This is a genomic window from Xanthomonas sp. NCPPB 3570 (assembly GCF_056725115.1).
The window spans coordinates 2,292,208-2,303,953 of record NZ_CM161513.1 but is presented as its reverse complement, the minus strand read 5'-3'; the positions used below and the strand labels follow the sequence as shown (position 1 = coordinate 2,303,953).

At 68.5% G+C, this 11,746-nt stretch carries 12 protein-coding genes; 8 read left to right on the top strand and 4 right to left on the bottom strand.

Going from position 1 to position 11,746, the window contains the following annotated elements:
- Positions 1-153: 153 nt before the first annotated feature.
- A complete protein-coding gene (locus tag AC1PLR_RS10120) occupies positions 154-2,256 on the top strand; it encodes a PAS domain-containing sensor histidine kinase (protein ID WP_481103434.1) in 2,103 nt (700 codons plus the stop codon).
- A gap of 4 nt (positions 2,257-2,260) precedes the next feature.
- The gene (locus AC1PLR_RS10115; protein WP_010341742.1) at positions 2,261-3,985 is read left to right on the top strand and encodes an EAL domain-containing protein; all 1,725 of its coding nucleotides are present in this window, start codon (positions 2,261-2,263) and stop codon (positions 3,983-3,985) included.
- Between the two features lie 152 nt (positions 3,986-4,137).
- On the opposite strand, the gene AC1PLR_RS10110 is transcribed toward AC1PLR_RS10115, so the two are convergent.
- The 4 genes from AC1PLR_RS10110 to flgA form a co-directional block, all read right to left on the bottom strand.
- A complete protein-coding gene (locus AC1PLR_RS10110) occupies positions 4,138-5,358 on the bottom strand; it encodes an ATP-binding protein (RefSeq protein WP_010341744.1) in 1,221 nt (406 codons plus the stop codon).
- Between the two features lie 84 nt (positions 5,359-5,442).
- On the bottom strand, positions 5,443-5,787 hold the full coding sequence (locus AC1PLR_RS10105) for a hypothetical protein (protein WP_019800978.1): 345 nt from the start codon (positions 5,785-5,787) through the stop codon (positions 5,443-5,445).
- Positions 5,784-6,101, bottom strand: a complete 318-nt coding sequence (flgM, locus tag AC1PLR_RS10100) for a flagellar biosynthesis anti-sigma factor FlgM (RefSeq protein WP_010341747.1) — start codon at positions 6,099-6,101, stop codon at positions 5,784-5,786. Before flgM ends, AC1PLR_RS10105 begins: the two co-directional genes overlap by 4 nt.
- 66 nt (positions 6,102-6,167) lie before the next feature.
- Positions 6,168-6,812, bottom strand: coding sequence for a flagellar basal body P-ring formation chaperone FlgA (gene flgA / locus AC1PLR_RS10095; protein ID WP_209029339.1), 645 nt, complete (start codon positions 6,810-6,812; stop codon positions 6,168-6,170).
- Between the two features lie 113 nt (positions 6,813-6,925).
- Between flgA and AC1PLR_RS10090 the strand changes: the two genes are divergently transcribed.
- The 6 genes from AC1PLR_RS10090 to AC1PLR_RS10065 all read left to right on the top strand — a co-directional run bounded on the left by AC1PLR_RS10090 (position 6,926) and on the right by AC1PLR_RS10065 (position 11,719).
- Entirely contained in the window at positions 6,926-7,876 is a 951-nt protein-coding gene (locus AC1PLR_RS10090; protein ID WP_160947292.1) for a chemotaxis protein, read from the top strand.
- Positions 7,877-8,031: 155 nt separating this feature from the next.
- Positions 8,032-8,430 carry a flagellar basal body rod protein FlgB gene (gene flgB / locus AC1PLR_RS10085; RefSeq protein WP_019800421.1) on the top strand — a complete coding sequence of 133 codons (399 nt, stop codon included), beginning with the start codon at positions 8,032-8,034 and terminating at the stop codon, positions 8,428-8,430.
- 2 nt (positions 8,431-8,432) lie between these two features.
- Positions 8,433-8,840 carry a flagellar basal body rod protein FlgC gene (gene flgC / locus AC1PLR_RS10080; protein ID WP_019800422.1) on the top strand — a complete coding sequence of 136 codons (408 nt, stop codon included), beginning with the start codon at positions 8,433-8,435 and terminating at the stop codon, positions 8,838-8,840.
- A gap of 41 nt (positions 8,841-8,881) precedes the next feature.
- Positions 8,882-9,559, top strand: coding sequence for a flagellar hook capping FlgD N-terminal domain-containing protein (locus tag AC1PLR_RS10075; protein WP_010341755.1), 678 nt, complete (start codon positions 8,882-8,884; stop codon positions 9,557-9,559).
- A 30-nt stretch (positions 9,560-9,589) separates the two neighbouring features.
- Positions 9,590-10,813, top strand: coding sequence for a flagellar hook protein FlgE (gene flgE, locus AC1PLR_RS10070; protein ID WP_010341756.1), 1,224 nt, complete (start codon positions 9,590-9,592; stop codon positions 10,811-10,813).
- A gap of 150 nt (positions 10,814-10,963) precedes the next feature.
- Positions 10,964-11,719 carry a flagellar basal body rod protein FlgF gene (locus AC1PLR_RS10065; RefSeq protein ID WP_010341757.1) on the top strand — a complete coding sequence of 252 codons (756 nt, stop codon included), beginning with the start codon at positions 10,964-10,966 and terminating at the stop codon, positions 11,717-11,719.
- Positions 11,720-11,746: the final 27 nt, after the last annotated feature.

The following is an 11,746-nucleotide window of genomic DNA, read 5'->3' as shown; positions in this document are numbered from 1 at the left end:
TCCGTTTCGCCGCCCTGAAGGCCAGCGGTCGAAGGTGATAACGGCACCCGGTGGCATTAATTGAGCGCCGGCAGCGCCCGGCGATGGGCCGCGGCGGCCGTCAGCGGCTAAGATGTCCGCCGGACACGGACCACCGCAGCAGGCTGCCGGGGCATGCAACCACAACGCGACAGTTCCCTGCCCACCCAGGCGACCTCCGGCATGCGCCTGGCGCAGCGCCTGGACCGCGGCATCTGGCGGGTGGTGCTGCTGTATGTCCTGCTGGGGCTGGCGCTGTCGATCGGTAGCGACCTGGTTTTGGCGCATTTCGTAGACGATCCCCGCACGTTGATCGTCCTGCAGCTGGCCAACGACGCCCTGTTCCTGGCCCTGACCGCGGTCGCCCTGTACTACCTGCTGCGCCCGCTGGTGCGCGCCGCGGTGCAGGCGCACACGCGGCTGGCGCTGTCGGAGGCCGGCTACCGGCAGATGTTCCACGCCAATCCCAGCCCGATGCTGGTCTACGACCTGGAGAGCCTGCGCATCCTCGACGTGAACCCCGCCGCGGTCGCTTTCTTCGGCTGGTCGCACGACGAGTTCGTCGGCCTGGAGCTGGCCCGGCTGTGGCCGCCCAGCGCCAGCGCCCGCCTGGCCGAGGTGATCGAGACGATCCGCCAGACCCCGTCCAAGACCTGCGTGGTGGCCGAGCCGCTGCGCCTGCGCGACGGCACCCAGTGCATGGCCGAGGCGCGCAGCACCAGCCTGGACTACCACGGCCGGCAGGCGCGGCTGGTGGTCATCAGCGACCGCAGCGCCGAGTACGACGCGCAGCGCCGCCGCGACCAGGCCCTGCAGCATCTGCAGGAGGCGCAGTCGATCGCGCGGCTGGGCTCCTGGCAACTGGACCGGACCAGCGGCCTGGGCAGCTATTCCGAGCAGGTCTACCGCATGCTCGGCCGGCGCGTGCCGGACCAGCCGCGCCAGCACCGCCTGGAAGAACTGCTGGTCCCGCCCGACGTGGCCTCGCAGGCGCGCATCCAGCGGGTGATCGAGGACCTGTGCGGCAGCGCGCCGCTGCAACTGGACATGCTGCTGCCGGTGCTGGCCGCCGATGGCCAGGCGCGCATGCTGCACCTGCGCGCCGAATCGTCCAGCGACGACGAAGGCGGCGCCTGCGTGCACGGCACCCTGCAGGACGTGACCGAGCACGAGCGCTCGCGGCGCCTGCTGCACGAGCGCGAGGAGCAGTTCCGCGAACTGGTGCGGGTGCTGCCGGATGGCGTGGCGATCCTGCACCAGGAGCACGTGCTGTACGCCAACGCCGCCTGCGCCGGGCAGTTCGGCTTCGAGGGCGAGAACCTGCTCGGCGAGCCGCTGCAGGGCCTGGTCGACAGCGCCGACCTGGCGCTGGTTCGGCAGCGGATGGGCGCGGCGGGCGCCAAGGGCGAACGCGGCGCCACCGCGCGCATGTGCCGTCGCGACGGCTCGCTGTTCCACGCCGGGCTGTCGTTCGGCAACGTCCGCTACAGCGGCCGCGACTGCAAGCTGATGATCGTGCGCGACCTCAGCGAACCGGAGCGCATGCGCGACGCGCTGGCGCAGAGCAACCGCGAACTGCAGGCGATGGCGCGGCGCCTGTTCTCGCTGCAGGAAGACGAGCGCCGGGCGATCTCGCGCGATCTGCACGACGACATCGGCCAGGCGATCACCGCGATGAAGCTGTCCGCGCACGCGGCGCTGGACGAGACCGACGCCGAGCGCCGCCGCGAGGACCTGAGCGAGATCGTGCAACTGGCCGACAGCAGCATCACCAAGCTGCGCAATCTCTCCACCCTGCTGCGTCCGCCGCAACTGGACGCGCTGGGCCTGGAGGCGGCGCTGCGCTGGCAGGCCGGCATGCTGTTCCGTGCCTCGCCGGTGCGCCTGCAACTGGACATCGCCGCCCTGCCCGAGCGCCCCAGCGGCGAGGTCGAGCAGGCCTGTTTCCGCATCGCCCAGGAGAGCCTGACCAACGTGCTGCGCCATGCCAGCGCCGGCGAGGTGCGGATGACCCTCGGCGACGAGGAACGCCAGCGCCTGCGCCTGGAAGTGGTCGACGACGGCGACGGCTTCGATCCGGCCGGGCCGCGCGGCCTGGGCCTGATCGTGATGCGCGAGCGCGCGCAGAGCGCCGGCGGTACCCTGCAGATCGACACCGCCCCCGGCGCCGGCACCCGGGTGACGCTGTGCCTGCCCTACACCACCGCGGCACCGCCGTCGCCCCCGCCTGGAACCTGAGCCGATGTGGAATCCCGCCAGCGCCGTACCCGTGGACGACGAACTGCCGTCGCGCCTGGGTGCGGGCCATCCCGCCCTGACCGGCATGATCGCCGAGGCGCTCGCCGGCGGGCCGGGGGTGATGTTGCTGCACATCGACATCGACCACTTCGCCTCGATCAACGAGAACATGAGCCCGGAGGTCGGCGACCAGGCGCTGGCGCTGCTGGCGCACCGGCTGCAGGCGCACCTGCGCGGCCGCGGCCTGCTGTGGCGGCACGGCAGCGACGAACTGGTGATGGCGGTACCTCGCACCGCCGACGTGCCGCCGCCGGAAGCCTTCGCCGAGGAGATCCGGCAGCAGATCGAACTGCCGCTGTCGGTGCTGCCGTACACCCTGTTCATGACCGGCAAGATCGGCGTGAGCCTGTGCCCGGAACATTCCACGCGCCTGTCGACCCTGCTCGACTTCGCCGAGGACGCGGTCTACCAGGCCGCGCGCGAAGGCGGCAATCTGGTGCGCCTGTACGCCGCCGACGGCCCGCCCAGCGCGCACAGCGAGAGCATCATCTCGCGGCAGATCGTCGACGCCATCCCCAACGGCGAACTGCGGCTGCGCTACCAGCCGATGGTCAGCGCCCGCGACGGCCGCGTGGTCGGCATGGAATCGCTGCTGCGCTGGCAGTCGCCGACTCTGGGCATCCTGGTGCCGGAGCGCTTCATGCGCACCGCCGAGCGCCTGGGCGTGATCGTGCAGATCGGCACCTGGGTGATGGAAGGCGCGCTGCGCCAGGCGCGGCTGTGGCGCGACCAGGGCTTCGACGACTTCACCATCGCGGTCAACGTCTCCACCCTGCAGCTGCTGCGCCCGACCTTCTTCAACGAGGTGATGTCGGCGCTGCAGGCGGCCGGGGTGCCGCCGCAGATGGTGGTGCTGGAGATCAACGAGAGCGCGCTGACCAACAACGTCAACTTCGTCCACGAGACCCTGGCCAACCTGTGCCGCGAAGGCATCAGCCTGAGCCTGGACAACTTCGGCACCGGCGATTCCAGCCTCAGCGCGCTGGTGCGCTACCCGGTGGACAAGCTGAAGATCGATCGCAGCTTCATCAAGAGCGCGCCGGCCGGCAACCGCGAGGCGGCGATCGCCCGCGCGATCATCGCCATGGGCCACCAGCTGGGCATGGTGGTGATCGCCAACGGCGTCGAGTCGCAGGCGCAGCTCGGCTTCCTGCGTCGCAACGATTGCGACATCTTCCAGGGCTACCTGTTCGGCGAACCGATGTCCGCCGAAGCGGCCGGCATGGCCCTGCGCCGGCGCTACCTGCGCCCGGAATCGTTCACCGAGACCCGCCCGGACCGCACCCTGCTGCTGCTCGACGACGAAGAGAACGTGCTGCGCTCGCTGGTGCGCCTGTTCCGCCGCGACGGCTACCGCATCCTCGCCGCCGGCAACGTCCGCGACGCCTTCGACCTGCTCGCCACCAACGACGTGCAGGTGATCCTGTCCGACCAGCGCATGTCCGACATGAGCGGCACCGAGTTCCTGGGCCGGGTGAAGATGCTCTACCCCGACACCATCCGCCTGGTCCTGTCCGGCTACACCGACCTGGCCACCGTCACCGACGCGATCAACCGCGGCGCGATCTACCGCTTCCTGACCAAGCCCTGGAACGACGACGAACTGCGCGAACACATCCGCCAGGCCTTCCGCACGCACGACGAACAGCGGCGGGATGCGGGGCCCTGAGGGGCCGGGATTGGGGAATGGGGAATGGGAAAAGCCGCATCGCGGCTTTTCGTTTTTTCAGGTCAGTTCATTGAAACGACATCGGGTGCGGAAAGCGGCAGCAGCAGTGTTCCCGCTGTTCCGATTCCCCATTCCCAATTCCCCATTCCCGGCTACTTCGGCTGCCTCACCGGAATCACGATCCGGAACGTCGAGCCCTCGCCCACGACGCTGCTCACGTCGATGCGGCCGTGGTGCTTGTTGATGATGCCGTAGGAGATCGACAGGCCCAGGCCGGTGCCGCTGCCGACCGGCTTGGTGGTGAAGAACGGGTCGAAGATGCGCTGCAGCAGGTCCGCCGCAATGCCGGCGCCGGAGTCCTTGAACTCGATCCACACCTCTTCGCCGTCCTGGCCGGTGCTGACCACGATGGTGCCGCGCTCGCCGATCGCCTGACCGGCGTTGAGCAGCAGGTTCATGTACACCTGGTTGAGCTCGGACGGCAGGCACTCCACCAGCGGCAGGTTGCCGTAGTGGCGCTCCAGGGTGACCTTGTACTTGAGCTCGTTCCAGATGATGTTGATCGTCGATTCCAGGCCCGAGTGCAGGTCCACCAGCTTCCACGACTCCTCGCGGCCGGAATAGGAGAAGTCCTTCAGGTCGCGGACGATACGAGTGACCCGCTCGATGCCCTCGCGCGACTCGGCCATCAGTTGCGGCAGGTCGCGGCTGATGAAGTCGATGTCGAAGCGGTTGCGGATGTCGTCGATTTCCGGGATCAGCGCCTTCGGATCCGGCGCGCGCAGGGCGCGCTCGTAGGCCTCGATCAGGGTGAACAGGCTGCGCAGGTATTCCTGCAGGCTGCCCAGGTTGGAATGGACGTAGCCGATCGGGTTGTTGATTTCGTGGGCGACGCCGGCGGCGAGTTGGCCGATCGAGGCCATCTTCTCCGACTGCAGCAGTTTTTCCTGGGCGCCGTTGAGGCGCAGGTAGGCCTGGCGCAGTTCGGCGTGGCGCTGCTGCAGTTCCTGTTCGTAGTCCTGCTGGCCTTCGATGCCCTGGATCAGCATCAGGTAATGGCCGCCGTCCGCGTCGGCATGGAAGTACAGGTGGGCCAGCACCACGTGCTGTTCGGTCGGCAGGCTGCCGCTCCAGCGGCCGCTGCTGCGCGCCTGCGACAGCGCATCGCCCGGCAGCCATTGCGCCAGGTGCGCGGCCAGGCCGCCGGTGTCGGCGCCGGACAGATGGCGGCGTGCGGCGCTGTTGGTCAGCAGCAACTGGCCGTCGGCGCGGAACAGCACCACGCCTTCGTACAACAGTTCGCTGAGGGCGAGCAGGCTCTCGCGCGCGGGCAGGACAAGTGCTGCGTTGGGATTGATTTCGGCGAAATTCACGACAGGCCGTGGGCGATCGATGGATGCCCAATATACGCCGTTGCCGCCGGCGGATGCGCGCCCCGCAGCGGGACGCGGTGCGGCTTACGCGATCGCCAGGGGACGTTGGGCGAGCGGCGTGCTCGACTGGCCGTTGGCGTCGTAGGACGAGGCGCTCTCACTGCGGCCGAGGTGGCGCAGCGCCCAGTTGACCTCGCGCCGGCGCCGCGACAGCAGCGCGCCGTTGGCGCGGTTGGCGTCGGCCAGTTCGCGCAGCCGCAGTTCGGCTTCGGCGCCGGCAGGCACGTCGGCCTCCAGGGCGCGCAGTGCCGCCAGCTTGGCGCTGGTCGCCTGCATGAGGCCTTCCACATTGTGATCCAACAACGCCTGGCGCTCGCCGGCGAGCGCGTCGCTGAGCTGCTGCAGGGGGTTGGTCACCGACGTGTTCATGCGCTGAGTTGCCGATCCATGTCGATCATGCGGCTGGCGATCGCGTCGGGGTTGATCTTGTAGCTGCCGTTCTGCAGCGACGAGCGCACGGCCTCGACGCGGCTGCTGTCCACCGCCGGAGCGGCCGAGAGCTGGCGTTGCAGGGTCTGCAGGCCGGAGGCCTCGCCGGTCAGGCGCAGGCTGTCGGTGGCTGCGGCCGCACCGACCGCACGGTCCTTGCCTTCCTCGGACGCGCCGGAGGCGGCCTTGGTCGAGACGGACGAGGTGCGAAGGGTGGCCGGGCTCGGCAAATTCCCTTCAATTTTCTGTGTCATGGCGGAAATCCTGTTACGGGTTCGGTGTAGGTAACGGCACAGCGTCGGAGAACTTTAGCCGGATTCTTAGCGCGTCACTAAAACGTCGCCGTTTTGTGACACAGTTCCCTGAACGATGCGCTTGGACGACAGGTTTTCGACGGTTACACGCTCGTTTTCGCCCGCATCGCCCAATGCACGGCCGGACATGCGCACTTCCAGGCCACCGCTGCGCGCCACCAGCGCCACATTGTCGCCGCGCCTCACCAGCCGCGGCGCGACCAGGTCGGTGGCGGACAACAAGGTGCCGGCCGGCAGGGTTCGCCGCACCACCTTGCCGATCGCCGCCTCCGGCTCGGTCATCGCGGCGCCGACGATGCGCGCCGCGTCGCGCTTCTCGGGGACGATATCGGCCGCGCCGATGGTTTCTCCAGCGGACAGGCCGCGCGCCAGCACCAGGACATGCTGCATGCGCCGTACCTTGACCGGCACGAACAGCCGCCAGCCGGTGTCGCGCGGACAACTCACCTCCACGGTGGTGGTCCCGGTCGGCTGGGCCTGCAACGGCACCGGGCACAGCGGCACCCGGACCGACGGGTCCAGGGTCGCCTCGGCATCGGCGTCGGCCCCGGCCAGGGACAGCGCCGCGGCGCGGATCGAATCCACCGACTGGAAGTCCGCGGCCCAGGCCGGCGTCGCCGCCAGCAGGACCAGCAATAGGATCGGGCGCATGGCCGTCTCTCTGGGAAAGGTCGCCGGCACCATGCAAAGGCCGTGCCGTAAACCGAACGTCCAATGCGGGACCCGCCCTCAAGTTCCGCCGCGAGGGCGCCGATATGAACGCCATGAGTCATGACCTTCTCAACCGAATCGACCAGCGCACCCGCTTGGCGGGCCACAACCGGCTTGCCCTGCTGCTGTTCCGGCTGGGCGGTCGTCAGCTTTTTGGCGTGAACGTCTTCAAGGTGCAGGAAGTGCTGCGCCGGCCGGAGCTGTTCCAGGTGCCGGGGCTGCCGCTGCAATTCTCCGGCGTCGCCGACGTGCGCGGGCGCTCGGTGCCGGTGCTCGACCTGGGCCTGGCCATCGGCCACCCGGAACGCGAACCGAACGCGGACACCGCGCCAGGCTATCTGGTGGTGACCGAGTTCAACCGCTCGGTGCAGGGCTTCCTGGTCAGCGGCGTGGAGCGCATCGTCAACATCGCGGTGGAAGACATCCATCCGCCGCCGGAACTGGGCGCCGAGTCCAGCTATCTGACCGCGGTGACCCGCTTCCAGGGCGAACTGATCCAGGTGATCGACGTGGAAAGCGTGCTGGCCGACATCGCCCAGACCCGGGTCGAGGCCAACCTGGACCCGTCGCTGGCGCTCACCGGCCCGCAGCTGCAGGTGCTGGTGGTCGACGACTCGCGAGTGGCGCGGCAGCAGATCCGCAGCGTGCTGGACCAGCTCGGGGTCGCCGCGACCCTGCTCTCGGACGGTCGCCAGGCGCTGGACCATCTCTTGCAGATCCACGCCGCCGGCGAGAATCCGGCCGAGCGCTACGCCATGGTGATCTCCGACATCGAGATGCCGGCGATGGACGGCTACACGCTGACGACGGAAATCCGCCGCCATGCCGGCCTGTCCGGCCTGTACGTGCTGTTGCACACCTCGCTGTCGGGCGTGTTCAACAACGCGATGGTCGAACGCGTGGGCGCCAACGCCTTCGTCGCCAAGTACAGCCCCAACGAGCTGGCCGAGTACGTCCTGGCCCGGCTGCGGGTGGTGGCGGCGGCCGCACAAGCGGCCGCCTGACCCGGGCGCCGCGCCTGGCTGCGCGGCCTGCCTGACGTTCCAATAGAGCGCGGGCGCTCCCCGCCCCGAGGCAACCCCCTGATCTCACGGGCCTTGGGCCCGGCTTTGGCACGCGCCTTGCCTGTGGTTTCGGCAACAAACCGCGGGATCGTGCCATGTCCAACCCGATCACAGGCTATTTCGGCGTCCACGGCGACGCCCTGCCGCTGCGCGAGCAGCGGATGAAGCTGATCGCCAGCAACCTCAGCAACGTCGACACGCCCGGGTACAAGGCCCAGGACCTGGACTTCGATGCCGCGATGCGCGCGGCGCAGGGACAGCGCGAGGGCACCCAGCTCGCGGTGGACGACAGCCGCCACATCGCCGTCGGCGGCGACGGGCTGAACCCGTTCCAGGTCACCCGGGCCGCCAGCCAGCCGAGCATGGACGGCAACACCGTCGATCCGGACGCCGAACGCGCCGCCTACGGTCGCGCCGCGCTGGAGTACCGCGCATCGCTGAGCTTCATCGAGTCCAAGGTGCGCACCATGCTCACCGCGATCACGGGCCAATAAGCATGAGCAATCTACCGATCTTCGACGTCGCCGGCTCCGCGCTGCAGGCGCAGTCGGTGCGCATGAGCACCATCGCCAGCAACCTGTCCAATGCCGATTCGGTGGCCGGTTCGGCGGAGGCGGCCTACAAGCCGATCGAGCCGATCTTCCAGGCGGTGCGCAACCCGCACGACAGCAGCCTGACCTCGGTCAACGTCAAGGAAATCGCGACGACCAACGCGCCGCCGATCAAGCGCTACGAACCCGGCCATCCGCTTGCCGATTCCGACGGCTACATCTATTCGCCCGATGTGGATCCGGTCTCGCAGATGGTCAACCTGATCTCCGCCTCGCGCAATTACCAGGCCGGCGTGGAGGTCCTCAACACCGCCAAGGAACTGGCGCTGGCCACTCTGACCATGGGCCGCTGATCCGCCCTCCCTCCGCCGCGTCACGTTCCAGGACCGCTTCCATGACCAGCGTCACCAGCTCCACCGACACCACCTATTCCAGTCTGGGCCTGAGCGCCTCGAGCAACACCAGCACCACCAGCGGCAAGGCGCTGCAGCAGGCCGACTTCCTCAAGCTGATGACCGAGCAGCTGCAGCACCAGGATCCGCTCAAGCCGATGGACAACAGCCAGATGGTCGCGCAGATGGCGCAGCTATCCACCGTGCAGGGCATCGGCGACCTCAACAAGACCGTCACCGCGCTGTCCTCGTCGATGAGCACCGACCAGGTGCTGCGCGGCGCCAACCTGATCGGGCACAAGGTGCTGGTGCCGTCGGCGACGCTGCCGCTGGCTGCCGAGGGCAGCACCGGCGGCCTGGTCGCGGCCAAGGCCGCCGGCGTGGTCGACGTCACCGTCAGCGATGCCAACGGCCAGCCGATCAAGAAGATCAGCCTGACCGCCGACAAGGCCGGCCAGCTCGATTTCGCCTGGGACGGCACCGACGCCAGCGGCAAGCGCATGCCGGCCGGCAGCTACAGCATCACCGCTGGGCAGACCGATGCCCAGGGCAACCAGTTGTCCCTGTCCACCTACGTCCAGGCGCCGGTCGAGAGCGCCATCATCGGATCGGACGGCATCTATCTCGACCTGACCGGGCTCGGCACCACGCCGCTGACCAACGTCCTCCGCGTCAGCTAATCCCGCGCCGACCATCCACAGGAGTCCACCATGGGTTTCAATACATCGCTGTCCGGCCTCAGGGCGGCCAATACCGACCTCAACGTCACCGCCAACAACATCGCCAACGCCAACACCACCGGCTTCAAGGGCTCGCGCGCCGAGTTCGCCGACCAGTTCACGCTCAACGGCTACGGCCTGGCGCGCAACGCGGTGGGTTCCGGCGTGCGCGTCAGCAACGTCGCCCAGCAGTTCTCGCAGGGCACCATCGATCCGACCGGGCGCAGCCTGGACCTGGCCATCTCCGGCTCCGGCTTCTTCACCCTGTCCAACAACGGCGCCCGCGTGTATTCGCGCGCCGGCAACTTCCAGACCGACGCCAACGGCTATGTGGTCAATCCGCAGGGCGCGCGGCTGCAGGTGTTCCCGCCGGCGAGCAACGGCAACGGCTTCGCCGCCGGCACCCTGACCGACCTGCAGCTGCTGACCACCGACAGCCCGCCCAAGCAGACCAGCACGGTCAACCTGACCTTCACCCTGCCCGGCAACACCCAGCCGCCGACGGTGACGACGTTCGATCCGAACGACGCCAACAGCTACAACAACTCCAGCGGCGGCACCACGGTCTACGACTCGCTGGGCGTGGCCCACGTGCAGACCTCGTACTTCGTCAAGACCTCCACGCCGAACCAGTGGACCGTCTACAACTACGTCGACGGCGTCGCCGCAGGCGGTGCCAGCACGCTGCAGTTCTCCGACAGCGGCGCGCTGGTCAGCCCGGCCGACGGCAAGATCGCGCTGGGCACCTTCACGCCCTCCACCGGCGCCGGCACCCTGTCGCTGAACCTGAACGTGTTCGGGTCGACCCAGTACGGCGAAACCTTCGCCCTGCGTGGCGCGACCCAGGACGGCTACGCCAGCGGCAAGCTCAACTCGATCAGCATCGACGAAAAGGGCATCGTCTACGCGCGCTACTCCAACAACGCCGACAAGGCGCTGGGCCAGATCGCGGTGACCAACTTCGTCAACCCGCAGGGCCTGAGTTCGCTCGGCGACAACGCCTGGGCGGAAAGCTCGGCCTCGGGCATCGCCCGCACCGGTTCGCCGGCGACCTCGGACTTCGGCAGCGTGCAGTCCGGCGCACTGGAATCGTCCACCGTCGACCTGACCGAGCAGCTGGTCAACATGATCGTGGCCCAGCGCAACTTCCAGGCGAACTCGCAGGTGATCTCGACCCAGGATCAGGTCACGCAGACGATCATCAATATGCGTTAAGGCTGGGATTGGTGATTCGGGATTGGTGATTTGACACCCGCTGGCGCCCTGTCGAACGGGCGCCAGCACGAGCCACCACTTCCAATCGTCTGCGGTATTTCCGCTTTTTCGAATCCCGAATCCCTTCCTCCCGAATCACGGCCCACACCCATGGACAAAGCCCTCTACGTCGCCATGACCGGCGCCCGCGCGTCGCTGCAGGCGCAGGCCACCGTGTCGCACAACCTGGCCAACGTCGAGACCTCCGGGTTCAAGGCGGCGCTGGCCAACACCGAGGCGTATCGGATTCCTGGCGCCGGTTATCCGTCGCGGATCGATGCGCTGCACATCGACCAGGGGTTCAACCGCGATGTCGGCGCGCAGCACCAGACCGGCAATCCGCTGGACCTGTCGCTGGACGCCGATCGCTGGCTGGCGGTGCAGTCCGCCGACGGCAAGGAGGCGTACACGCGCGGCGGCGAATTGGCGCTGACCCCGAACGGCCAGCTGGTCACCGCCAGCGGCCATGCGGTGCTCGACGACCAGGGCAATCCGGTGTCGATCCCGCCGCACCAGTCGCTGGAGATCGGCAACGACGGCACGGTATCGATCGTGCCGCTGGGCGAAGCGCCCACCGCGATGAGCACCGTCGCCACCTTGAAGGTGGTGCAGGCGCCGGCGGACCAGCTCACCCGCCGGCCCGACGGCCTGATGCGCAACGTCAGCGACGATCCGGCCAAGGCCTTTGCGCCCGCCACCGGCAATTCGCTGCGGACCGGCGTACTCGAAGGCAGCAACGTCGATGCCGCCGGCGCGCTGGTGCAGATGATCCAGTTGCAGCGCCAGTTCGAAATGCAGGTCAAGGTCATCAAGAACGGCGACGAGAACGCGCAGTCGGCCAACACGCTGCTGCGTCTGAACGGCTAAGACGCGCCTCGGCGCCAGCGGCGCCGG

Coding starts and splice junctions, on each gene's coding strand:
- AC1PLR_RS10115 (WP_010341742.1), top strand. CDS start 2,261: ATGTGGAATCCCGCCAGCGCCGTACCCGTGGACGACGAACTGCCGTCG.
- flgA (WP_209029339.1), bottom strand. CDS start 6,812: ATGCGCCCGATCCTATTGCTGGTCCTGCTGGCGGCGACGCCGGCCTGG.
- flgE (WP_010341756.1), top strand. CDS start 9,590: ATGGGTTTCAATACATCGCTGTCCGGCCTCAGGGCGGCCAATACCGAC.
- flgM (WP_010341747.1), bottom strand. CDS start 6,101: ATGACACAGAAAATTGAAGGGAATTTGCCGAGCCCGGCCACCCTTCGC.
- flgB (WP_019800421.1), top strand. CDS start 8,032: ATGTCCAACCCGATCACAGGCTATTTCGGCGTCCACGGCGACGCCCTG.
- AC1PLR_RS10065 (WP_010341757.1), top strand. CDS start 10,964: ATGGACAAAGCCCTCTACGTCGCCATGACCGGCGCCCGCGCGTCGCTG.
- AC1PLR_RS10075 (WP_010341755.1), top strand. CDS start 8,882: ATGACCAGCGTCACCAGCTCCACCGACACCACCTATTCCAGTCTGGGC.
- flgC (WP_019800422.1), top strand. CDS start 8,433: ATGAGCAATCTACCGATCTTCGACGTCGCCGGCTCCGCGCTGCAGGCG.
- AC1PLR_RS10120 (WP_481103434.1), top strand. CDS start 154: ATGCAACCACAACGCGACAGTTCCCTGCCCACCCAGGCGACCTCCGGC.
- AC1PLR_RS10105 (WP_019800978.1), bottom strand. CDS start 5,787: ATGAACACGTCGGTGACCAACCCCCTGCAGCAGCTCAGCGACGCGCTC.
- AC1PLR_RS10090 (WP_160947292.1), top strand. CDS start 6,926: ATGAGTCATGACCTTCTCAACCGAATCGACCAGCGCACCCGCTTGGCG.